This window comes from Dellaglioa sp. CoH-57-MRSF-16 (assembly GCF_056782055.1).
Map to the genome: position 1 here is coordinate 325,323 of NZ_JBXAXZ010000002.1, position 25,230 is coordinate 350,552.

Below are 25,230 nucleotides of genomic sequence, written 5' to 3' on the forward strand. Positions count from 1 at the left end.
TAATTCTTCAAATGAATTAGTATTCAACTACACCATATAATCAAAGATATGAGATACCAATACTTACAACTAATTTTACTTGATTACTATTAAAAATAAAAGATATGATTATATTATAAGATAATATCTCCATTGATGAGGAGAAAAAAAGGCCTAATCACTAAGGATTAGGACCTTCATAAAGTTATCCATCAACAACAGTTTAAATAGAGCAACAAACGGTATCAGGATTTTTATTTTAATATTCAGAATCTATCTTTTTAAGTAATTGATCAATTTTATCACCATATTGAACTGACTCATCTCTTACAAAAACCAATTCTGGTGTTTTATAAATTGATAATCTTGATCCAAGTTCACCACGAATTAATCCAGAAGCTTTTTCCAAACCACGTTGTGTTTTTTGTGCATCTGATGCCATATTTGACAATATACTATAGTAAATTGTCGCCTGTTGTAAATCACCAGTTACATTAACTCCCGTAATTGTGACACCTTCAACTCGAGGATCTCTCACTCGTTTTAAAAGAATATCATTAACTTCTTTTTGAATTTCTTGTGATAAACGACCTACACGGTAATGTTGTGTCATTTTATATCCTCCTATAGTTGTTATGAATTATTTAACTGGAACTTCTTCCATAACGTAGGCTTCAATTTGGTCGCCTTCTCTAATGTCATTGTATTTTTCAATCATGACACCACATTCGAAACCTTGTTTAACAATTTTAGCGTCATCTTTAAAGCGTTTCAAGCTTGCTAATTTACCTTCATAAATAACAATACCATCACGAATTAAACGAACGCCGCTATCTCTTTCGATGTAACCTTCAGTGACGTAAGCACCACCAATTGTTCCAACTTTTGTAACTTTATATGTTTCACGAATTTCAACTTGTCCAGTTATTTTTTCTTCAAAGACTGGTTCAAGCATTCCCTTCATAGCCGTTTCAATTTCTTCAATTGCGTTATAAATAACACGATGTAAGCGAATATCAACTTCGTCAGATTGTGCTTGAAGTTTAGCTTGAGGTGTTGGACGAACATTAAATCCTATAATGATAGCATTACTTGCTTCTGCCAAAGTAACATCACTTTCAGTAATTGCACCAGCTGCTTGATGAATGATATTAACTCGAACACCTTCAACATCAATCTTCTTCAAACTTCCTGCAAGAGCTTCAACTGAACCTTGAACATCTGCTTTAATAATAACAGCAACTTCTTTTAATTCGCCTTCTTTAAGTGAATCAAACAAGTTATCAAGTGTTACATGCGTAACATTTCCACGTTCTTTTGTTAAAGCACGTTTAGCACGTTCTTCACCAGCTGCACGAGCAGTTTTTTCATCATCAAAGACAACGAAACGATCGCCAGCACCTGGAACATCATTCAAACCAGTAATTTCTACTGGTGTAGCAGGTTTAGCTTTATTAACTTGACGGCCTTTATCATTTGTCATAGTACGGACACGTCCGAAACTATTACCAACAACAATTGGATCACCAACTTTTAACGTACCTTGTTGAACAAGTAATGAAGCAACTGTTCCACGGCCTTTATCAAGACGAGCTTCAATAACAGATCCAATACCCTTTTGTTTTGGATTTGCTTGTAATTCAAGAACTTCGGCTTCAAGTAAAATCATTTCTAATAATTCATCAAGGTTTGTGCCTGTTTTCGCTGAAATTTCAACGAAAATAGTATCACCACCCCAACTTTCAGGAATTAATTCATATTCAGCCAATTGTTCTGTAACATGAGCAGGATTAGCACCGGGCTTATCCATTTTATTAACAGCAACAATAATAGGTACATTGGCTGCTTTAGAATGATTAATTGCTTCAATTGTTTGAGGCATAACCCCATCATCAGCAGCAACAACTAAAACAGTGATATCAGTAATATCGGCACCACGAGCACGCATATTTGTAAATGCAGCATGTCCAGGTGTATCTAAGAATGTAATTGTTTTATTATCATGTTTTACTTGGTAAGCACCAATATGTTGTGTAATACCACCAGCTTCACCATCAGTAACATGTGTATGACGTAATTTATCAAGTAAGGTTGTCTTACCATGATCAACATGTCCCATGATTGTAACAACTGGTGGTCTTGAAACAAGATTATCTTCATTTTTAATTTCTGCATCAAACATTTTATCAATATCAGCAACATCTACATCGATTTTAGCTTCTGATTTAATACCATATTCTGCTGCTAAAATTTCAATTGTATCTGTATCGAGTGTTTGATTTTGGTTAACCATTACGCCTAACATAAATAATTTTTTAATAATTTCTGCTGGTTCACGATGAATCTTTTTAGCAATTTCAGCAACATTAGTTGCAGCATTGTAATATAAGATTTCTGGTAATGGTTTATCTTTTCTGGGTGATACAGGTGGTTTTGGTGTCGTTGAACGACGGTTTTTCTTATTTCTGTTACGTTTGTTATAAGGATTATTCCCATAACGGTTATTATTATTAAATCTCGAACGTCCTTGCTGATTAGCATTACCATTATTAGCAGTTCTAGCACTTGATTGTGTACTATTTTGAGGACGATTTGCTGGCTTTTCATTTGTTGTCTTTGGTGCAGCGTTAGTTGTTCTTGCTACTGGTTTTGAAGCTACCTGCGATGATTTTTGAGCAACAGGTTTACTATTCGTTGTTTTAGCAGGTTGTGCTGGTTTCTTTGCAACAGGTTTTGCTACTGGTTTTTTCGGTGTTGCATTAGATACAGTTTTTTCAACCATTTTCTTTGCAGCAACTACTTTAGCAGCGCCCTTTTTAAATTTATCGCGAATCTGACGTTCTTCATTATCACCAATAGTTGACATATGATTTTTAACATCAAAACCTTTTGTCGTTGCAAAATCAATAATATCTTTAGTATTTAATTCTAGCTCTTTAGCTAATTCATAAATTCTTTTTTTTCCCATATTTGCATGCTCCTTCTATATATCCATTAAGTCACACATCCTTCTGCTAAAACCTTTATCGGTAATAGCATACACTGTGCGCTGTTGTCCAACGGCCTCACTTAAACTGGCTTTTGAAAATCCAACATATAATTTAACATTATAGCTGTTGCACTTATCTGTTACTTTTTTTAAAGTCGCTTGTCCACAATCTTCAGAAAGAATAACCAATTTAGCTTTATTCTTCCTGACAGCATTCAATACTAGTCCTTCACCAGTCACCAACATACCTGCGCGTCTGGTCAAGCCTAGCATTTGTAAGAATTTTTGACTATTTTTCATCTTTAAATAATTCTCGTCTAGCTACCTGATGGTCAACATATTCGACAAGTTCTTCATAAAATGATTCGTCAATCTTAATACCGAATGCTTTATTGAATGTTCTTTCTTTTTGAGCCTGCTTCGCCACATCTACATCAAGAAAAATATATGCGCCACGCCCTGGTTTCTTACCTGTTGGATCTAAAGATACTTCATTTTCTTTATTCTTAACAACACGAACAAGTTCTTTTTTAGGTTTCATTTCACCCGTAACGATATCTTTACGCATTGGAATTTTACGATTAATCACTTTAATTTGCCTCCAAATCAATTACCGATCAGTTTTAATCGGCTTATTTGTTTGTTTCAGAAACTTCTTTTTCTTCACTACTGTTAACCATATCAGATTCAGATTTAATATCAATTTTAAACGTTGTTAATTTTGCAGCTAATCGTGCATTTTGACCTTTTTTACCAATTGCTAATGACAATTGGTGATCTGGCACAACTACAGTACAAGCATGATCATTTTCTGGATTAAAGACAACATTGACAACTTCTGCAGGATTCAAAGCATTAGCAATGTATTTTGCAGGATCTTCATTCCATTCAACAATATCCATATTTTCGCCTTTTAATTCATTAACAATAGTTTGTACACGTTGTCCTTTAGGACCAACACAAGTACCAACAGCATCGATATCTGGATTATTCGAACGAACAGCTACCTTAGCACGGTCACCTGCTTCACGAGCAATTGATACAATTTCAACTGTTCCGTCATATATTTCAGGAACTTCTTGTTCAAATAATCGTTTTAGCAAGTCAGGATGTGAACGACTAACAAAAACTTGAGGGCCTTTAGCAGCATTCTCAACTTTTGTGATATAAACTTTAATTCGATCATGTGGATTAAAACTTTCACCAGGAATTTGATCAATCTTAGCTAAAACAGCTTCCACTTTACCTAAATTAACATAAATATAACGATTATCATGACGTTCTACTTCACCGCTAACGATTTCATTTTCATATTGAATATATTGATCATAAACAATACTACGTTCAGCTTCACGAACACGTTGCATGATAACTTGTTTAGCAGTTTGTGCAGCAATTCGTCCAAAATCCTTAGGTGTAACTTCAAATCGAATTGAATCGCCAACTTCATATGCTTTATTAATCTCTAAAGCATCTTGCAAACTAACTTCAAGACGTGAATCAAAGACTTCTTCGACTACTTCTTTAACCGCATAAACTGTAATATTACCTTTTTTTGAATCAAACTCTACTTCAACATTTTGTGCTTGATTGTAATGACGCTTGTATGCAGAAACTAATGCTGCTTCAATGGCATCAATAATAACTTCTTTTTTAATACCTTTTTCTTCTTCTAACACTGTAAGTGCACTTAATAGTTCTTTACTCATCTTTAATTTACTCCTTTATAAAAAGCTACTTAAAATTTGATAGCTAAGCGCGCCTTAGCTATTTTTTGACGAGGAATAACGATCGTTCTCTTACGCGTTTTGTCCATATAAACAACTGTTAATTCATCAGCTGTTAATTCCGTTAAGGTACCTTGAAAAATTTTAGCGTTATTAATAGGTTCATATAGTGAAATATTAACGTATTCATTCAAAGCTCTTTCATAATCTTTTTCCTTTTTCAAAGGTCTTTCAGCACCAGGTGATGAAACCTCTAAAAAATAAGCTTGTGGAATTGGATCAGGATTAATCTCATCTAATTTTTCACTTAAAATATCACTAACAGCAACACACTCTTCAATTTTAATGCCTTCAGGTTTATCAATGTAAACTCTTAAAAACCAACTTGGGCCTTCTTTAACAAATTCAATGTCCACCAATTCAATATTCTGTTCATCAACAATTGGTTGAACTAGCTCTGTGACAGTCTCTATAACAGTACTCACACGTTACCCTCCTTACATTTTCCCAATAAAAAGAGTGAGCATCGCTGCTCACTCAAACAAGATATCAAAATACTTTCTTTAATATAGCATAATTTTCTGAAAACATCAACAAACTGCTATGTTCTCACTTTTTAGAAAAAGACATCATCAAAAATAGATAGTTGATTTTCATCTGGTAATGCTTTTAAAACATTATTTTCAGTCATATACTCAATTAATGACTTAGAAACTTTACCACGTTTAGCTAAATCTTCTTTAGATAAAAATGGGCGTTCCTCACGAGCAGCAATAATTTGCTTAGCAACGTTATTACCAAGACCTGGTACAGCTCTAAATGGTGCAATTAACTTATCACCATCAATTATCCAATTTGAATCATCTGATTTATCCAAATCAATCATCCCAAATTGGAAGCCACGTTCAAGCATTTCATTGCTTAATTCAAGGACCGTCAACAAATTTTTCTCTTTTGTTGATGCATCCATCCCTTTATCATTAATATCTTTCATTGCTTTTTTCACTGCTTCTTTACCATGCGACATTGCGACTAAATCAAAATCATCTGCTCTAACACTGAAATAAGCACAGTAATATAACATTGGAAAATAAACTTTATAGTATGCAATTCGTAAGGCCATCAAAATATACGCAGCAGCATGTGCCTTAGGGAACATATACTTGATTTTTAAACATGCTCCGATATACCAATCTGGAATTTTTGCTGCTTTCATCTCAGTTTGATAATCATCTGAGATACCTTTTCCTTTTCGAACACCTTCCATAATATTAAAAGCGCTACCAGCTTCCATACCCATATGAATAAGCCCCATCATGATATCATCACGACAGCCAATAACTTCCGGCATCGTGATTGTTCCATTAGAAATAAGTTCTTCAGCGTTTCCCAACCACACATCTGTACCATGTGATAGACCAGAAATTTTTAATAGTTCAGCAAATGTTTTAGGTTTTGTTTCTTCTAGCATCCCTCGAACAAATCTCGTTCCGAATTCCGGAATACCTAATGTACCTGTTTTTGAGAAAATTTCGTCGCTAGTAACACCAAGTACTTCAGGCCCTTGGAATATTTGCATAACGCCCTTATCATCCGTAGGGATTGTTTTTGGGTCAACTCCTGATAAATCTTGTAACATTCTAATCATGGTTGGATCATCATGACCCAAAATATCTAATTTCAAGATATTATCGTGGATAGAATGGAAATCAAAATGGGTTGTTTTCCATTCGGAAGTTGAGTCATCTGCTGGATACTGGATAGGTGAAAAATCATAAACATCCATATAGTTAGGGACAACTAAGATACCACCAGGATGTTGACCGGTCGTCCGTTTAACGCCAGTTGACCCCTTAGCAAGTCGATCTATCTCCGCATTTCTAAACGTTGCTCCAGTATCACGTTCATAACCCTTAACATAACCATAAGCCGTTTTATCTGCAACAGTACCAATTGTTCCTGCACGGAAAACATAATCTTCCCCAAATAAAACTTTCGTATAATTATGCGCAATTGCTTGATAATCACCCGAAAAATTCAAATCAATATCAGGAACTTTATCACCATAAAATCCAAGAAAAGTTTCAAATGGAATATCATGTCCATCTTTATCTAATGGTGTACCACATTTGGGACAGTCTTGGTCTGGTAAATCAAATCCAGACCCATATTCACCTTTTTCATAAAAATGTGTATATTTACATTTAGGGCATCGATAATGAGGTGGTAATGGATTAATTTCTGTTATTCCAGTCATTGTTGCAACAAGACTTGACCCAACAGATCCACGGGACCCTACTAAATAACCATCTTTGTTAGATTTATGAACTAATTTTTGTGAAATTAAATAAATAACTGAAAATTCATTATCAATGATACTTGTCAATTCTTTATCAAGACGTTTAACCACAGTTTCAGGTAACTCTTCTCCATAAAGTTCATGAGCGCGATTATAGGTTAATTGTTTAATTTCTTCTTCAGAGCCATCAATTTTCGGTGCATATAATCGATCTTTAACTGGAGAAATGTCATCATCAATCATATTAGCGATTAAATTCGTATTTGTAACAACGATTTCTTTAGCAACATCCGCACCTAAAAATTGGAATCCTTCCAACATTTCATTCGTTGTTCTAAAATGTGCATCAGGTAAAATAGAACGATTTAACGGATTAGCACCACCCATTGAATTAACAAGAATTTTACGATAAATACTATCTTCAGGGTTCATATAATGAACATCTCCAGTCGCAACAACCGGCTTATCCATTTCGTGTCCTAAATCAACCATATTTTGTAAAATTTCCTCTAAATTTTGATTATCCTTAATTAATTCTTGATGGATTAGAGGTTCATATAATGCTTTAGGCTGAATTTCTAAGTAATCATAAAACTTAGCCTTTTCTTTAGCCTCTTCCATCCCTTTTTGCATCATTGCTGTAAATACTTCACCTGAGTCACACGCTGAACCAACGATAATACCTTCACGATATTTATTTAACTCACTTCGAGGGATGCGGGGCATCCGATAAAAATAATCTATCATCGAAGTTGAAACTAATTTAAACATATTTTTAAGTCCGGCTTGAGTTGTCGCAAGTAACGTAACATGGAATGGACGTGCTTGTTTGTAAGCATCATGCTCACCCATATGATCATTCAATTGAACATGTGACGTTATTTCAAATCGTTCCTTAGCATCTTTAATAAAGATATTACACAAAAGACCAGTTGTCTCAGCATCATAAATAGCGCGATGATGATGTTCCAAGTTAACATTGAATTTTTTGGAAAGTGTATTTAATCTAAACCCTTTTAATTCGGGATGTAAAAATCTTGCTAACGTTAACGTATCAATGATTGGATTTTGCATAGGTTCCATGCCATGACGTTCATATCCAGTATTCATAAAGCCAATATCAAAACTAGCATTATGGGCAACTAGAATACTACCTTCTGAAAATTCTCTAAATAATTTAAAAACTTCTTCTTCAGATTTTGATCCATGAACCATTTCATCCGTAATTGAGGTTAAATTAGTTGTTGTTTCAGATAAATGATGTCCTGGATCAATAAATTCATCAAATTCTTCAATGACATTTCCCTTTGTCATTTTAACAGCAGCTAATTCAATAACTTTATCAAATCGAGCAGATAAACCCGTTGTTTCCGTATCAAAAGTAACATAAGTGGCTTCTTCTAGATTTACATCCTTATCATTAAAAGCAATTGGAATACCATCATCAACAACGTTAGCCTCAACACCGTACAAAATTTTAATATTATTTTTCTTTCCAGCAGAATGAGCCTCAGGAAAACTTTGTAAGGTAGAATGATCCGTAATCGCAATTGCTTTTTGTCCCCATTTACTGGCTTGCTGTACATAATCCGTAATTGAATTTGTGGCATCCATTTGACTCATATTTGAGTGTAAATGTAATTCAACACGTCGTTCATCATCTGGAGCTGTTTCTTGACGGCTTGGGTGGTCGACTTGATTAATATCGTAAGCATTCACCACTAGATCTCGCATAAAATTATCTTCTTGTACTGCACCACGAACTCTGACCCATTCTTTTTCTTGAATAGCAGCAAACATCGCTTCGTCTTCTTCATTACGAGAGAATTTTTTTACGGTCATGGATGAACTATAATCCGTCATTTTAATGATCATTAATTGTCTTTCAGACTTAAGCGTCCGGATTTCCTTAGAGAAAATATATCCCTCAATAATAACCGAGCGTTCCTCTTCAATGATTTCAACCATCCGTTTTGCAGGCTCTTTTGTACTAATCTTTTTACCCATTTGAACAGGTCCATTAATTACAGTTTGAGAATCAGTCTTTTTCTTTTCATTTTGTTTCTGAATAGTTTCTGTTGCCTTCTGCATCATTATGGCATCTTGAGATTCTTTTCGCTGTCTAATTTCTTCTATTTTTTCTTGTGATTTTGATTCATCTAATAATGTATTAATATTTATCTGTGGAAATCCGACCATTTGATACGCAGTTTCAATTGGTCCTAATGCTTGACCTGTTAAGAACGTTTTTACAATTTCATTTTCAGCCATTAACATCACTCGTCTATCATCAAGATAAGGGACGTTCCCATGAAAAAGTTCTTGTACTAGCGAAGAATTAGCTTCACTATTTTTAACTGCCCATGTCCAATAATCGCCTAAAAGTTGGTTTGTTAATTCTGGTTGCTCAACTTGAACAGTTATTTTTGTTTTTGCAATATCTTTAAATGTAATTGCAATTTTATTTTCTAAGTCACTAAATAATGAAAATGGCAAAATTTTAGGGGCAACTAGCTTGAATTCCCATAGTTTTGACTTTTCATGAACAGTTACGGTTGAAATTTCAATTAAATCCAATATTTCACTATCTTGTTGGTCACTTGATTGAAAATTAATTTGTTCTAATAGTTTATTGAATAATTCTTTATTATTAAGCGACAAATGATTGACTCCTTTTCTAAAAATGAAAAAGAGACTGAGTCAAAATTTTCTTTTGAACTCAATCTTCTTTAACTAGTTTTGATTTTCTTCTTTTAATAAAATTGAGATAGAGCTCTCTAATTCGTCTTTCGTTACTTCAATCGTTTCACCATTTCTACGTAACTTCACTTCAACGATACCATCAGCAGCTTTCTTACCAACTGTAATTCGAACAGGTAATCCAATTAAATCTGAATCAGCAAATTTAACACCTGCACGTTCTTTACGATCATCAAGCAATACTTTGTAACCATTTTCAGTCATTTTTTTGTCAATTTCATTAGCTAGAGCCATTTGTTCATCATTTTTAGCATTAATTGGAATTACATGAACATCGTATGGTGCAATACTTCTAGGCCATACTAAACCATTTTCATCAGCTTGTTGCTCTGCAATGGCTGCAAGTAAACGACTAACGCCGATTCCATAACAACCTAATATCACAGGTTTTTCGCGGCCATTATCATCTAAGATATTAGCGCCCAATGCCTCAGAATATCGTGTTCCAATTTTGAAGATATGACCAATTTCAATCCCCTTAGTAAATTTCAATTCGCCTTCCCCTTCAGGTGAAGTTTCACCTTCTTGAGCCAAACGTAAATCTACAAATTTATCTACTCGGTAATCACGATCAATATTTGCGTTAAATAAATGAGAACCAGTCGTATTTGCACCAACGACCGCATTTATCATTCCCTTAATTCCTTCGTCGGCAACAATTGTTACGTCTTCTGTAACACCAACAGGTCCAAGTGAACCAAACTCTGCACCCAACACTTCAGTAACATCTGAATCAGTTGCCATACGTAAAAAATCAGCGCCTAATGTGTTTTTTAATTTAATTTCATTCAAAATATCATTTCCGCGCATTAAAACCATCACTGGTTTTTCATCAGCCATAAATAATAATGATTTTATTAAATTTTCACTTGCTGTATCAATAAATTTAGCCAACTCATCAATTGTTTTAATATTTGGTGTTTCAATTTTTTCAATATCTTTAATCGCTTCATGTGAATTCTTATATGTTTTCAAACTTTTTGCCATTTCTAAATTAGCTGCATAATCGCTCTTATCAGAATAAACGATTGTATCTTCACCAATATCAGAAATTGCCATAAATTCTTTTGAATCATTACCGCCCATTGCACCTGCATCACCAATAATACTTCTAAAATTAAGACCACAGCGTTCAAAAATATTTTGATATGCACGATTCATTTTTTGATAAGTATCATTTAAACTTTCTTCATCCGCATGGAATGAATAAGCATCTTTCATTAAAAATTCACGGCCTCTTAATATACCAAAACGAGGTCTATTTTCATCACGATATTTTTGTTGTATTTGGAACATTGTCAGTGGTAATTTTTTATATGATTTGATTTCATCACGAATTAAAGAAGTAAATGTTTCTTCATGAGTTGGTCCTAAAATAAATTTTCTATCATGTCGATCTTTTAATTTAAAAAGTGTATCACCATAGGTTTCATAACGACCTGTTTCTTCCCATAATTCAGCAGGAATAACGGCAGGTACAAGCATTTCAACCGCTCCAATTGCTTCCATTTCTTCGCGAATAATTGTTTCAATTTTTCTAATAACGGAGAAAGCTAATGGTAAATAACTGTACATTCCGGCTGAAACTTGTCGAATATATCCAGCTCGTAACATCATTTGATGACTGATAACCTCAGCATCGCTTGGAACTTCCTTCATTGTTGGTATTAATAATTGTGATTGTTTCATACTATTTTATTCTCCTTTTTCATTTAAAAGAAATAACGCTGAATATCATTCCATGTGACTAATATCATCAATATCATTAAAAATGCAAATCCAACTAATGTAATAACACCTTCTTTTTCAGGTGAAATTGGTTTGCCACGAATTCCTTCGATAATATTTAGTACTAATTTTCCACCATCTAAAGCTGGAATTGGTAATAAATTCACAATTCCTAAGTTAATTGATAAGAATGCAAGCAATGACACAACACTCGCCAACCCATAACTTGCTGCATTTGAAGTCACTGCATAAATTGCAACCGGACCACCAAAATCATTTAAGCTGACACCTTTAGTAAACATCCCTACTAATACAGCCACAATACTAGCCACGACACTCCATGATTGCGTAAACCCATAAGTAATTTTATTGATAAATGAGTGATCCATTTTAACTGTAATACCAATTTTACCGATCTTTGTTGAGTCTGTTTTACTTGATTCAGGTGTAATAACGATTGATTCTGTTTTACCGTTCCTTATTACTTTTAAGTCAGTTTTTTTATCAGGACGACTGCTAATCGCTGTCGTTAATTCAGTCCAGTTTGTTGTCTTTTTATCAGATACAGCTACAATTTTATCATTTGCTTTTAACCCCGCCCTTTGAGCCGCAGAATTCTCTTGAATTGTACCAATTTGATTCAAATTGGTTGCAACGCCACCTTGCATAAAAGCAAGTAGTATAAATGCAACAATAGCTAATAAAAAGTTATTCATCGGTCCAGCAAAATTCGTTAAAATTCGATTCCAAAGCGTAGCTGATTGAAATTGAACATCTTCAGGAGCGATTTGAATTTCTGTGCCATCTTTTTCAATTATTAACGCATCATGATCAACATTATATTTTTTTACTATCTCTTCATTACCATTTTCATATCCTGTAATCCAGAGTTCTTTTTGCAAATCACTATCTAGGTATTCGATTGGGATACCATTATACAGCGTTGTTTTTTTACTCGTATTAATCTTTGTAACCTTATTATTACTATCCAGTATTAAACTCATAGGCATACCAGGTTTTAAATCTTCATCTTCATCATCAGCGATTCCCGCCATTCTAACATATCCACCAAGAGGTAATATTCTTAAAGTGTACGTTGTACTACCTCTATGGAATGAAAGTATTTTTGGCCCCATACCAATTGAAAATTCACGAACTAAAATTCCAGCACGTTTTGCAAAATAGTAATGACCAAATTCATGAATCACAACTAAAATTCCAAAAACGATAATAAATGTAATAATCGTTTTAATCATGTGAATCCTCCCCCTTTAATTTATTACATTAACCCAAATAAATGCATAATTGGCCATACAAATATTAAACTATCAAATCGATCTAAAATACCACCATGTCCAGGTAGAATACGTCCAGAATCTTTTACACCATAGAAACGTTTAAACGCGGACTCAACTAAATCACCGCATTGTCCAAATACCGAAAGGATTAACGTAATCAAAATCATTATAGGAAAAGAATGATTTTGTGGGAAGAAGTAAATAAAGATACTTCCTAACAGTGTAGCCATTAATGTTCCACCAATTGAACCTTCCCATGTTTTATTTGGACTAATATGTGGTGCTAATTTATTTTTACCAAACTTACGTCCAAACATGTAAGCACCTGTATCTGTTGTCCAGATAACAATTAAAATATATGCTAATGTCATTAATCCGTTAAAATCGTTGCCTCTTGCCGCAATAAAATAATGAAATCCCATCCCGACATATAAAGAACTTAAGACAAAAACACCAGCATCATCAAATGAAAAACGATTTTTTGAAGTAACCATATACATTAATAGAAGTGCAACAAGAAAATAAAATACATTTACAGAAGAAATGTGAGCTGGTAAAAATTTAAACCACTTATCTGGTGCAATCACAGTTATTGTCATTAAGATACCAAAAGTAGCCTCTGGTGATATCAATAATTTTTTCTTCATTACAAATACTTCCGAAATACCAATGCATCCTAAAATTAAAGCAAATATCTGCAATGGTAGTCCACCAATAATAACCAATGGTATGAAAATACAGAGAGCCACAATTGCCGTAATTACGCGCTGTCTCATAAAAATTCTCCTATTCTTTTATACCACCGAAACGGCGGTCTCTTTTTTGATAATTTAGTATTGCATCTTTTAATGCATCTTCAGAAAAATCAGGCCATAATGTATCAGTAAACACTAATTCACTATAAGCAATTTGCCATAATAAGAAATTAGATATTCTTTCTTCACCACTAGTTCTGATTAGTAATTCCGGATCATTATAAGGTGCTAAATTACTAGTCATTAAATACTGGTCAATTGTTTTATCTGTTATCTCTTCAACGCTTAGTTTACCATTAGAGGTATCAGTTGCAATATTTTTGATAGCCGTCACAATCTCTGCTCGCCCACCATAATTTAATGCAAAATTAAGAACCATCCCTGTATTATCTTTAGTATCTTCCACTGCATTTTGAACAGCTAATTTTGTTTCATTTGGAAGCTGATCAATGTAGCCCATAACATTAACTTTTACATTCTTTTCAATTAATTCTGGTACAAACTTATCAAAAAAAGTACCCGGTAAACTCATCAGGTAATTAACTTCTGTTTCGGGCCGTTTCCAATTTTCAGTAGAAAATGCGTAAAGTGTTAAAACTTTAATCCCTAAATCACTTGCAGCCATAGTTACTGTTTTTACAGTATCCATACCGGTTTTATGTCCCGCAATTCTAGGTAAATGCCTTTTTTTTGCCCAACGTCCATTACCATCCATTATAACAGCAACATGTTTAGGAATTCTTTCCATATCCAATTGGATTAATTCATTTGTTTTATTTTTTTTAAAATTAAAAGCCATATTGTACCTCCAAGAATAGTTACATGTTCTATTGTAGCAAAAAAACAGGCACAAAACGACGCCTGTCTTAAAATAAAGCTATTTATTTAAACTGCTAAAATTTCTTTTTCTTTATCTGCTTGAATATTATCAATATTTTTAATTGATGCATTCGTCACATCTTGAGCTTGTTTTTCTAAATCTCGTAAATCATCTTCGGTTAAATCACCATTTTTTTCTGATTTTTTCAAGGCATCAACTGCATCACGTCTGATATTACGAATAATAACTTTAGCATTTTCTGCTTCAGCTTTAACGTCTTTAGCTAATTCCTTACGACGTTCTTCTGTTAATTGAGGAATAACTAATCGAATTGCTGATCCATCATTCGAAGGGCTAATTCCTAAATCAGCAACTAATAAACCATGTTCAATATCCTTCAAAGCACTTTTATCAAATGGCGTAATTAAAAGTACGCGAGCTTCTGGTACTGAAATTTGTGCAACTTGATTAAGTGGCGTTGGTGCACCATAATAATCTACTGTCACATTATTCAATAAACTAGCATTAGCTCGACCAGCCCGAATATTACCAAGATTTTTTTGAAGTGAAACCTCTGCTTTTGACATTTTATCTTGAGCATCAACTAATATAGGTTCTGTTATTTTCATTTATTTTCCCCTAACGGTTGTTCCGATGGTTTCACCGAGAACAACTTTTTTTATATTTCCTGGTTCGTTCAAATTAAATACGACTAACGGAATATCATTATCCATCGATAATGTACTTGCAGTTGTATCCATAACTTGTAAGTTTTTATTAATTATATCTAAATGTGTTAATTCTTCATATTTTGTTGCTGAGTCATCCTTTTGAGGATCAGCAGAATAGACACCATCTACGCCATTTTTTGCCATCAATATAACATCAGCATTAATTTCTGCAGCTCTTAACGCTGAAGTTGTATCTGTTGAGAAATATGGTGAACCCGTACCCGCAGCAAAAATAACAACGCGACCTTTTTCAAGATGACGAACAGCTTTACGGCGAATATAGGGTTCTGCAATTTGGCGCATTTCAATAGCTGTTTGAACTCGAGTTGGGACACCTACAGACTCAAGATTATCTTGCAATGCTAGTGCATTCATAACTGTTCCTAGCATCCCTATATAATCTGCCTGCGCACGTTCCATACCCATTGCGGCTCCAGCTTCACCACGCCACATATTACCACCACCAACAACGATAGCGACTTCAACACCCATTTCTTGAATTTCTTTTAATTCTTCAGCAACTTTTCTAATTACAGGTGGATTAATACCAAATCCTTGTTCTCCGGCTAATGCTTCACCGCTTAACTTCAACATAACGCGTCGATACTTAACATCTGACATCCAATGTTCCTCCTACAATCTATTTACAATTATTTTACCATATTTTAGGTATAATTAATAATTCAATTTATATCAAAATAAATTTATTAAAAAAAGTTTGTGCTTAAAGCACAAACTTTTGGATTGTAGAAAATTATTTAATTTGGCCCATAACTTCGTCTACAAAATTATTTTCTTTCTTTTCAAGACCTTCTCCAACTTCATAACGGATAAATAATTTAACTTTTCCACCCTTAGAAGCAACATACTTAGCAACTGTCATGTCAGGATCTTTAACAAAATCTTGATCATCTAAGCTAATATCAGCTAGATATTTATTTAAACGACCCTCAACCATTTTTTCAATGATATTTGCTGGTTTGCCTTCATTAGCAGCTTCTTTAGAAAGTACTTCTTTTTCATGTGCCAATTCATCAGCAGGTACTTGTTCACGAGATACATACTTAGGATTAATTGCAGCAACATGCATAGCAACATCTTTAGCAGTTGATTCATCAGCATCTGTAACGACAACAAGTGTTGAAATTGAGCCACCCATATGTGAGTATGATCCAAAACTTTCATTATCAGTTTTTTCTACTAATTCAAAACGACGTAATGAAATTTTTTCACCAATTACTTGTGTTGCTTCAATTAAATCATCATTAATTGTGCCACGGTCTGTTTTAATTGTAAGTGCTTCTTCAACATCTTTAGGATGTGCTTCAGCAATTTTAGTAGCAATCAATTTAACAAGTGTTTTGAATTGTTCGTTTTGAGCAACGAAATCAGTTTCTGCGTTAACTTCAACAATAGCTGCAAAGTTACCAGAGAATTGAACATCAGATAGACCTTCAGCAGCAACACGGTCACTTTTTTTAGCAGCCTTTGCCATACCTTTTTCGCGGAGGAAATCGATTGCTTTTTGCATATCACCGTCAACTTCAACGAGTGCTTTTTTTGCGTCCATCATACCGACACCAGTTGTATCACGTAATTCTTTAACTTGAGAAGCAGAAATTTTTGCCATTTGAATGGCCTCCTTGTTTAAATAATTTAATTGATTTTATATCTAAAAAAACTGCCTCAAAAGAAAGGGCCATTACAGTACCTAATTTTGAGACAGCCTAATTTATTTACTATTCAGCAGTTTTTTTATCATTTCCGCCTTCAACAGCTTCAACGATATCTTCGATTGAATCTACTTTTTCGTCAGCCTTTTTGAAAGAAGCTTCATTCACTTCTTCTTTACCTTGATTAGTTTCAATAATAGCATCAGCCATTTTTGCAGTAATCAAACGTACAGCACGAATTGCATCATCATTTGAAGGGATTTTTACATCAATTTCATCTGGATCACTATTTGTATCAACCATAGCGATGATAGGAATATTCAATTTTTGAGCTTCCTTAACAGCGATACGTTCTTTACGAGGATCAACAATGAATAATACATCAGGGATGCGAGGCATATCTTCAATACCACCCAAGAATTTTTCAAGACGATCTCTACGTTTAATTAATAAAGAAACTTCTTTTTTAGGAAGAAGATCAAATGTGCCATCTTCTGACATTTTTTTGATTTCTTTAAGACGTTTGATACGTTTTTGAATTGTGTTCCAGTTAGTTAAAGTTCCACCTAACCAACGATGGTTAACAAAGTATTGTCCAGCACGAGTTGCTTCTTCTTCAATAGCATCTTGTGCTTGTTTCTTTGTACCAACAAAAAGAACAACACCATCATCTTCAGCAGCTTTTTTCATTGATGCATAAGCAGCATCAACTAATTTAACTGTTTTTTGTAAATCAATGATATAAATACCATTTCTTTCAGTAAAGATGTATGGTTTCATCTTTGGGTTCCAGCGACGTGTTTGATGTCCAAAATGAACACCGGCTTCGAGCAATTGTTTCATACTAATAACAGCCATAATGTAGTGCCTCCGAGTAAAAGTTTTATTTTCCTCCCAAGTGTTCAACTGTGCTAAGACTCTCCCGAGCACCCTCAGTCACATCCCACAAGGTGTGAATTGATGTTTTAACATCGTCTTTAAGTATACAAAATCTAAAATTAGAACACAAGTCTTATTTTTAATTATTTAACTTCTGTTTCCACAACGCCTGTTGTTAAAAATTGATAAGCACTATTCAAAGCAATTTCAACCATATTTTTAACTGCAGTTTCAGTATAGAATGCAATATGAGGTGTTAAAATAACATTTACCATATCTAAAAGTTCATTAAATAATGGATCTTCAATAGATGAGTCCGTTAAATCATGATTAAATATTGGATTTTCGAATTCATACGTATCTAAAGCTGCTCCACCAACTTGTCCTGATTTTAATGCGTCAATTAAATCTTCAGTATTAATTAACGTTCCACGGGCTGTATTTACAATCAGAACTCCGTGTTTCATTTTTTCAAATGAATCTCGATTAAGCATGTGTTCATTCTCTTTTGTAGCTGGCGTATGTAATGTAATAACGTCTGCTTGTTCGAACAACTCATCTAATGTATCAACATAAATACCACTCTTTTTTAATTCAGCATTTGGATAGACATCGTATGCAATAACTTTTGCACCGAATCCTTTGTAAATGTCCATTGCAACCCGGCCAATACGTCCAGTTCCAATAACACCCACGGTTAAGCTTCTCAACTCGCGTGAAATATTTGGAGCCCAACGATAGTCTTGATTTTTAATTTTTAAATTAAATTCTGGTGTTCTTCTTAAGAGTTGCATCAATTGTGTCACAGAAAATTCAGCAATCGCGTTAGGTGAATACGCTGGGACATTTGTCACCGTCACACCGTATTTTTTAGCTGCAACTAAATCAATATTATCAACCCCGACATTTCTAACAGAAAGAATCTTAATATTCATCTCTTTCATTTTAGAAAATAATGTTTCGTTATAAGGGATTGTTTGCAATGCAATAATACCATCAAATCCATCCGCTTGCTGTATCGTTTCATTCGTTAATAAATCTTGAGTAATTTCAACATCAACTTGATTGTCATCAGACCATTGATTACCAAATCCAACTTCATCTTTTCTCATACCGAACGCAATTAGTTTCATAATACAAAATCCTCCATTTTCTGACTAATTTTATTTAAATTTAACTTCTTTATCAGAATGTCCTGTTTCTATTAAGTCTTTACTTGCATTCAAAGCATCTATAACCATATTCCTGACAGCAGGCTCTGTATAGAACGCTGTGTGTGGGGTAATTAACACATTCTCACGTTGCAATAAGTTTTTAAAAGTACCATTTACTTGTGATTCTGTTAATTCTTTATTGAAATAATCAGTCTCATTTTCAAGTGTATCTAATGCGGCACCGGCTACTTTCCCTGAATCTAGCGCTCTTATCAGTGCATCGGTGTCAATCAATGTTCCTCTGGCCATATTCAAAATATGCACACCATTTTGCATTTTACTAAATGCTTCGTCATCTAATAAATGATAATTATCTTCAGTAGCAGGGCTATGAATTGTGATAACTGTTGATTTTGCATATAGCTCATCTAATGTATCAACATAGATTCCTTCTTCTTTCAAAGCAGGATTTTGATAAATATCATATCCAATAATTTTTGCACCAAATGCTTTAAAAATTTTAATGGCTGTTTGCCCAATTCTTCCTGTACCAATCACACCAACTGTTTGTGTGCGGATTTCTTTAGAGATATCGGGTTCCCAAGTGAAATCGTTATTCTTCATTTTACGATTAAATTGTGGTGTTTTTCTAAATAACTCCAACAATTTAGCTACAGATAGCTCCGCAACAGCACTTGGAGAATAAGATGGCACATTCGTCACAATCAATCCATACTTATTAACTGCATCCCCATCAACGTTATCCACACCAGTATTACGAATCGATAAATAATTAATATTTAAATCATGAATTTTTTTAATTAATTCAGGTGTATAGTCCTTTTGTTGGTAGGCAACGATAGCGTCATAATTTTCTGCTAATTGAACTGTTTTTTCGTCTAATAATTCATTAACAGTTTTTATTTTAATTTGATTATCTTTTTCCCATTCTTGGACATACAATAATTCATCTTCTCGGATACCATACGCAATGATTTTCATAATGTTATACCTCTTTATTTTAAAATTTATACTTTCATTATATCATTTGAAATCTTTTTATACATTATTTCAGATTTCAACTGATTGCTTTTTTAAATAAGCAATTTTTTTATCTCTTGATTGGTGTTTGAAAGCATATTCTTTCTTTAATGCTTCAGATTTCGTTTCAAATGATTCCTGCAAAATCATTTTCAAAGGCCGTCTACTAGCTAATTTTGTGTACTTTGCACCTTTCCCTGCATTATGCGTTGCAAGTCTTTTTTCGGGATCCGTTGTAAATCCGCCGTATAGTGTATTATCAGCGCACAGTAATACATAGAAATAATATTTTTTTTCATCTTCCATAAACAATCTCCTGAACCATTTGTGTGTACTCATCATCGTTACCATAAACAACAATAGGAGGCATAATCCTAATTCCTGCTGCATTGCCATCCTTAATTGCTTCAATTAGGACCATGTTAGCCTCTTTTCCCTCTTTTGGATGAACAAATTGGATTTTTTTAGGCGCCAACCGATGATTAACCATTTTACTTAGAATTTCAGGCAATCGATCAGGACGGTGTACGAAAAAAGTTTTCCCCTTCATTTTCAATAAACCGCTAGTAATTTCTAGAATACTATCTAAATTAGTTGTAATTTCATGTCGTGCAATTGCTAAATACTTGTTAGGATTCTGAGAAGATTGTGGCGTATTTGGAAAATAAGGTGGATTACACAATACGGTATCAATTGAGTCTTTTTCTAGATAATCAAACGTGTTGATTAAATCTGTTTGCTTAACTTGTACTTGATTTTCCAAGTGATTCAATTCAATACTTCTATTTGCCATATCAGCTAATTTTTCTTGAAGTTCAATCTGATAAATTTGACCCTTTGTTTTTTGACTAACAAATAACCCGACTGCACCATTGCCCGCACATAAATCAACTATTTTAGTTGATTCTTTTCTTGAAACATCTGCAAAATGGGCTAATAAAACAGCATCCAGTGAAAAAGAAAAAACATCTGAACTCTGAATGATTTTAATTTGATTTGAGTATAATTGGTCAATACGTTCATTGTTATTAAGTGAAACCATTTTTCATTACCCATTTTCTATAATTTTTTTTAAACTTGCAACTTTTAATTTAATTAGTCATACTTACCATACAAAGTTTAAAATTTGAAAGGATTGTTGCCACATGTTTTATTCATTTGCACGAGGTATTGTACGAGTACTTTTATTCTTAATCAATGGGAATGCCCACTATATTAATAAAGAAAAACTACCTGAAGGATCGTATATTTTAGTAGGTCCACACCGAACTTGGTTTGACCCCCTTTACTTTGCCTTAGCTGGTAGTCCTAAAAAGTTTTCATTTATGGCAAAAAAAGAACTATTTGTAAATCCAATTTTACGCTATATCTTAATTCATGCCAATGCTTTTCCAGTTGATCGAGAAAATCCAGGTCCATCAACAATTAAAACGCCAGTTAAATTTTTAAAAAAAGGCGAATTATCATTAATTATGTTTCCCTCAGGTACCCGACATTCCGAGGAATTAAAAGGTGGTTCACTCTTAATTGCTCGAATGGCACAGGTACCCCTAGTTCCAGCAGTCTATCAAGGTCCATTAACCTTAAAGCAACTTTTCAGTAGAAAAAGAGTAACCGTTTCATTCGGTGATCCAATCTATTTAGACAAAAAAACAAAATTGACTGATGAGGTCCAAACAGAAATGGACACCCAATTAATGGCTGCATTTCAAAAATTAGATACTGAAATTAATCCCAATTTTAAATATGTTGATCCCCATAAAAGTAAAAATAATAATTAAATTCCAAAAAAAATACTGGTAGGAAATCATATTGATTTTCTACCAGTATTTTTATTTAAAATTAAACTTAATCATCTGATATATTTTGTAAACTATACATGTCAGCGTATTTACCATTTAATTTTAGTAATTCTTCATGTGTTCCTCGTTCAACAATTTGACCCTTATCCAACACTAGAATTTGGTTAGCGTCAACAATAGTTGACAGTCTGTGTGCGATAACAAGCGTCGTTCTATTTTGTCTCATTTGTTTTAACCCATCTTGTATAAGTTGTTCCGTCTCCGTATCAATATTAGCTGTAGCTTCATCCAATATTAAAATTTTGGGATTAGTTACAATCGTTCTCGCAAATGAAATCAATTGCTTTTCACCAGCGGAGTATGTTGCCCCTCGTTCAACAACTTTCGTTTGATACTGCCGAGGTAATTTATCAATAAATTGATCAGCATGAACAAATTTAGCAGCTTTTTCAATTTGTTCATCAGTAATATCTTGATTAAACATTCTAATATTTGAAGCAACATTACCATAAAATAAAAATGAATCTTGTAATACAAGCCCCATTTTTTTACGTAACTCTTCTGTCGAATATTTTTTAATATCTAAACCATCAATTAAAATTTGCCCTTCTTCAAAATCATAAAATCTCATCAAAATATTGATGGTTGAACTTTTACCACTACCCGTGTGTCCAACGAAAGCAAGTGTTTCACCAGGTTGTACCGTAAATGATATATTCTTTAAAACAGCATTCTCATCATCATAAGAAAAAGTAACATTTTTGAATTCAATTTTACCTTCAGTAATTGTGGCTCCTGCCACGGGTGTTTGTTGTGGTTCTATTGTTTGGTCATCAAGAACACTAATGATTCGGCTACCTGCAACGATTCCATCTTGGAAAGTTGTCAAATAATCCATTAAGTTTGTCATGGGATTGAAGAAATTTTGTAAATATGTTAGAAATGCATATACCATTCCTGCTTCAACAAAATGATCTAAACTGCTAATTCCAAATAACCCAAGTGTCATTACTACAGCCAATGCATAAAATAAACTAATAATTGGTGAAAGTAACAATGAATTAGTTCGAATCATTTCAAATCTTTTTTTCAAATAAAGTTCATTAGTGTCCTCAAATTCGCCTTCAATCCGTTTTTCTTGGCGAAATTGTTGAATCACATTTATTCCAACGATAGATTCATTTAATTTAGTATTTAATCGACTCAAATATTCTCTCATTTGTCGATAAACCTTTGAACTAAACCGTTGGTAATACCATGTTGTTATTAGTAAAATTGGTATAAAAATCAACGTTACCAATGCAATCTGTGGCTTGGCAATATACATTGCTACAAAAGCAGAGATAAGTGAAAATACACCAACGATTAATGTCATAAATAGCGTCCAAAAATCTGCTAATGTCATCGTATCATTAGTAACCCTAGAAACAACAGCTCCAGCCGGTGTCTTATCAAAGTAACGCATCCCTAACGTGTGAATTTTTTTAAAAAGAATGACACGTATTTTTTCTAATGTTTTTTCTGCACCCATTGAGTACAAATACATTTGAATGAATTGAGTAATTGCTTTTAAAATTACACCGATAAAGTAAAGACCCGCAAATAAAAACATAATATTTAGTGGTGTTGATTTCGATTGAAGATAGTTATCCATATAATACTGTAAAAGAAGAGGTAGTAATATATTAATTCCACTTAATATGGCCGCAAATAAAATTGCGATTAAAAAATCGGCTTTAAAATCTTTTGTATAGGGCAACAATCTTTTAATAACTGTTCTTTGTTCTTTACCGCTCAGTTCTTTTTGCCAGCTAGATTTAGGCTTTTCACTCATTAATTTCATCTCCCTCTAACTTGCTTTCAAGTTGTTGTTTAGTTGTCATTTGATAGTACCAACCTTTTGATGTCATTAACGTATCATGCTGTCCTCGCTCAATAATTGTTCCACCATCAATTACGATAATTTCATCTGCATCTTTTACACTACTCATACGGCTTGCAGAAATAATAGTTGTTTTATTTTGACGTTTCTCTTTTAATCTAGTTAAAATAATAGATTCCGTTCTGGCATCAACTGCCGAAAGAGCATCATCCAAAATTAATAGCTCTGGATTAATTACAAGGGCACGAGCGATAGCTAAACGTTGCTTTTGGCCACCAGAGAGGGATATTCCTTGTTCTCCAACCTCTGTTTCATATTTTAGTGGTAATTCAGTGATATCACTATCCAAATCAGCATTAAATGCAGCCATTTCAACCTTTTCTTTTGTTAAATTCATATTAGCAAAACGTATATTATTTAAAATAGTTGTTGAAAATAAAAAGCTTTCCTGAGGAACGTAACCAATTGACTTCAGATACGTATCTAAGGCATACTCTTTAATATTTGAATTATTAACTGAAATCATTCCGTTGTATGCATCAAATTCACGAAGTATCAATTTCATAATCGTTGATTTGCCAGCACCCGTTTTTCCAACAATGCCAAGAGTTTGACCAGAACCAATTTCAAATTTAACATTATGCAAGCTTTCCCGATCATCATCTGGATAATTAAAATGCTGGACATCAAATTTAAAAGATCCCACCGGTAATTTATCTAACCCCTTTTCATTATCTACAATGCCACTTTTTTGATTTAATAATATTTGAACACGATCATAACTAGCATTTCCACGTTCAATAACATTAAATAATCGACCAATAGCAAACATCGGCCAAACAAGTAACGCAATATAACTTATAAATGAAATCAGTTGTCCAATTGAAATAACGTTGTTAGCCACATAGTATCCACCTAAAATGATAGTGCAAACATATGACAATCCAATAATTAAACTTGTTATTGGATCAAACAATGCATCCAATAAATTAACTTTTCTATTAATCTTGATAGTTTCTTCAACTTTTCCTTCAAAATCTTCAATATCTTCTTGTTCTTGTCCAAGAGTCTTAATCACTTTAATTCCGCTGACACTCTCTTGCGTTTTATTATTCAACGTTGAAAACGCTGCTTGAGATGTAGAGAAAGCAGTGTGTATTTTAGTTCCTAAATATCTAGCCATAACCGCCAATAAAGGTAACGGAATAATTGCTAAGATTGTTAAACGCCAATCTATTAAAAATATCATTGCAATTATAGTTGTCCCACCCGTGATAATTGAATCAGCAAAAGTTAGTATACCTGCACCAGCAACCTGCTGAATAGCTGTTAAATCATTCGTTGCATGTGCCATCAAATCGCCTGTTCTATTTTGCTGAAAAAAAGATTGATCCATTTGCATAAAATGTTTAAATAATCGAGTACGTAAAATTTTTTCAAGGCGAGCAGCGCTACCCCAAATATTGGTTCTCCAGATATATCTAAACAGATATTGCCCTAATGCAACAAAAACTAAGATACTAATCCAAATTGCTAACTTACTCACTGTTAGTTCATTTTCACTCATACTATCAACGATATTTCCAATAATTTTAGGTGGAATAATTTGGAAGATTGCCACTAAAATCAGAAAGAATACTGCGATTCCATACGATTTTTTTTCTTGTTTAAAAAACCATCCAAGTTTTCTAAATATAGTCATTCTAACTCCTC

The 25,230-nt window shown here is 33.5% G+C and carries 22 protein-coding genes; 1 reads left to right on the forward strand and 21 read right to left on the reverse strand.

The features are described 5' to 3' along the window. Window positions 1-238: 238 nt before the first annotated feature. The 19 genes from rbfA to AC1RPH_RS03600 all read right to left on the reverse strand — a co-directional run bounded on the left by rbfA (window position 239) and on the right by AC1RPH_RS03600 (window position 20,875). A complete protein-coding gene (rbfA, locus tag AC1RPH_RS03510; protein WP_409022457.1) occupies window positions 239-592 on the reverse strand; it encodes a 30S ribosome-binding factor RbfA in 354 nt (117 codons plus the stop codon). A 27-nt stretch (window positions 593-619) separates the two neighbouring features. After that, window positions 620-2,947 (reverse strand): translation initiation factor IF-2, encoded by a 2,328-nt coding sequence (gene infB / locus AC1RPH_RS03515; RefSeq protein ID WP_481761381.1) that lies wholly within the window; start codon window positions 2,945-2,947, stop codon window positions 620-622. A gap of 15 nt (window positions 2,948-2,962) precedes the next feature. After that, window positions 2,963-3,268 (reverse strand): L7Ae/L30e/S12e/Gadd45 family ribosomal protein, encoded by a 306-nt coding sequence (locus tag AC1RPH_RS03520; RefSeq protein WP_409022455.1) that lies wholly within the window; start codon window positions 3,266-3,268, stop codon window positions 2,963-2,965. Next, complete coding sequence (rnpM, locus tag AC1RPH_RS03525; protein ID WP_409022454.1) at window positions 3,258-3,557, reverse strand: RNase P modulator RnpM; 300 nt, start codon at window positions 3,555-3,557, stop codon at window positions 3,258-3,260. The genes AC1RPH_RS03520 and rnpM overlap by 11 nt, the downstream gene beginning before the upstream one ends. Window positions 3,558-3,600: 43 nt before the next feature. After that, window positions 3,601-4,677, reverse strand: a complete 1,077-nt coding sequence (gene nusA / locus AC1RPH_RS03530) for a transcription termination factor NusA (RefSeq protein WP_409022453.1) — start codon at window positions 4,675-4,677, stop codon at window positions 3,601-3,603. Between the two features lie 29 nt (window positions 4,678-4,706). Further along, window positions 4,707-5,180 carry a ribosome maturation factor RimP gene (gene rimP / locus AC1RPH_RS03535; protein WP_409022452.1) on the reverse strand — a complete coding sequence of 158 codons (474 nt, stop codon included), beginning with the start codon at window positions 5,178-5,180 and terminating at the stop codon, window positions 4,707-4,709. A 131-nt stretch (window positions 5,181-5,311) separates the two neighbouring features. Continuing rightward, entirely contained in the window at window positions 5,312-9,655 is a 4,344-nt protein-coding gene (locus AC1RPH_RS03540; protein WP_481761382.1) for a PolC-type DNA polymerase III, read from the reverse strand. A 72-nt stretch (window positions 9,656-9,727) separates the two neighbouring features. After that, window positions 9,728-11,443, reverse strand: coding sequence for a proline--tRNA ligase (locus tag AC1RPH_RS03545; RefSeq protein WP_481761383.1), 1,716 nt, complete (start codon window positions 11,441-11,443; stop codon window positions 9,728-9,730). A gap of 23 nt (window positions 11,444-11,466) precedes the next feature. After that, window positions 11,467-12,738, reverse strand: a complete 1,272-nt coding sequence (gene rseP / locus AC1RPH_RS03550) for an RIP metalloprotease RseP (protein WP_481761384.1) — start codon at window positions 12,736-12,738, stop codon at window positions 11,467-11,469. Window positions 12,739-12,761: 23 nt separating this feature from the next. After that, window positions 12,762-13,556 (reverse strand): phosphatidate cytidylyltransferase, encoded by a 795-nt coding sequence (locus tag AC1RPH_RS03555; RefSeq protein WP_409022448.1) that lies wholly within the window; start codon window positions 13,554-13,556, stop codon window positions 12,762-12,764. A 10-nt stretch (window positions 13,557-13,566) separates the two neighbouring features. Then, window positions 13,567-14,334 (reverse strand): isoprenyl transferase, encoded by a 768-nt coding sequence (locus AC1RPH_RS03560; RefSeq protein ID WP_481761385.1) that lies wholly within the window; start codon window positions 14,332-14,334, stop codon window positions 13,567-13,569. An 86-nt stretch (window positions 14,335-14,420) separates the two neighbouring features. After that, the gene (frr, locus tag AC1RPH_RS03565) at window positions 14,421-14,984 is read right to left on the reverse strand and encodes a ribosome recycling factor (RefSeq protein ID WP_409022446.1); all 564 of its coding nucleotides are present in this window, start codon (window positions 14,982-14,984) and stop codon (window positions 14,421-14,423) included. Continuing rightward, window positions 14,985-15,707: a UMP kinase gene (gene pyrH / locus AC1RPH_RS03570; protein WP_481761386.1), complete on the reverse strand. Its 723-nt coding sequence runs from the start codon at window positions 15,705-15,707 to the stop codon at window positions 14,985-14,987. A gap of 133 nt (window positions 15,708-15,840) precedes the next feature. Continuing rightward, window positions 15,841-16,716, reverse strand: a complete 876-nt coding sequence (tsf, locus tag AC1RPH_RS03575) for a translation elongation factor Ts (RefSeq protein WP_481761387.1) — start codon at window positions 16,714-16,716, stop codon at window positions 15,841-15,843. A 109-nt stretch (window positions 16,717-16,825) separates the two neighbouring features. Beyond that, entirely contained in the window at window positions 16,826-17,617 is a 792-nt protein-coding gene (gene rpsB, locus AC1RPH_RS03580) for a 30S ribosomal protein S2 (protein ID WP_409022443.1), read from the reverse strand. A gap of 164 nt (window positions 17,618-17,781) precedes the next feature. Further along, the gene (locus AC1RPH_RS03585) at window positions 17,782-18,771 is read right to left on the reverse strand and encodes a D-2-hydroxyacid dehydrogenase (RefSeq protein ID WP_481761388.1); all 990 of its coding nucleotides are present in this window, start codon (window positions 18,769-18,771) and stop codon (window positions 17,782-17,784) included. Window positions 18,772-18,801: 30 nt separating this feature from the next. Then, window positions 18,802-19,794 (reverse strand): D-2-hydroxyacid dehydrogenase, encoded by a 993-nt coding sequence (locus AC1RPH_RS03590; RefSeq protein WP_481761389.1) that lies wholly within the window; start codon window positions 19,792-19,794, stop codon window positions 18,802-18,804. 69 nt (window positions 19,795-19,863) lie between these two features. Continuing rightward, window positions 19,864-20,139, reverse strand: a complete 276-nt coding sequence (locus tag AC1RPH_RS03595) for a GIY-YIG nuclease family protein (RefSeq protein ID WP_409022440.1) — start codon at window positions 20,137-20,139, stop codon at window positions 19,864-19,866. Further along, complete coding sequence (locus AC1RPH_RS03600) at window positions 20,129-20,875, reverse strand: tRNA1(Val) (adenine(37)-N6)-methyltransferase (protein WP_409022439.1); 747 nt, start codon at window positions 20,873-20,875, stop codon at window positions 20,129-20,131. The genes AC1RPH_RS03595 and AC1RPH_RS03600 overlap by 11 nt, the downstream gene beginning before the upstream one ends. Before the next feature lie 103 nt (window positions 20,876-20,978). On the opposite strand from AC1RPH_RS03600, the gene AC1RPH_RS03605 reads away from it, so the two are divergent. After that, on the forward strand, window positions 20,979-21,614 hold the full coding sequence (locus AC1RPH_RS03605; protein WP_409022438.1) for a lysophospholipid acyltransferase family protein: 636 nt from the start codon (window positions 20,979-20,981) through the stop codon (window positions 21,612-21,614). 67 nt (window positions 21,615-21,681) lie between these two features. Here the strand turns inward: AC1RPH_RS03605 and AC1RPH_RS03610 are convergent, their stop codons facing one another. Beyond that, complete coding sequence (locus tag AC1RPH_RS03610; RefSeq protein ID WP_481761390.1) at window positions 21,682-23,469, reverse strand: ABC transporter ATP-binding protein; 1,788 nt, start codon at window positions 23,467-23,469, stop codon at window positions 21,682-21,684. Beyond that, window positions 23,462-25,219 carry an ABC transporter ATP-binding protein gene (locus AC1RPH_RS03615; protein WP_481761391.1) on the reverse strand — a complete coding sequence of 586 codons (1,758 nt, stop codon included), beginning with the start codon at window positions 25,217-25,219 and terminating at the stop codon, window positions 23,462-23,464. Before AC1RPH_RS03615 ends, AC1RPH_RS03610 begins: the two co-directional genes overlap by 8 nt. Between the last annotated feature and the right edge of the window lie 11 nt (window positions 25,220-25,230).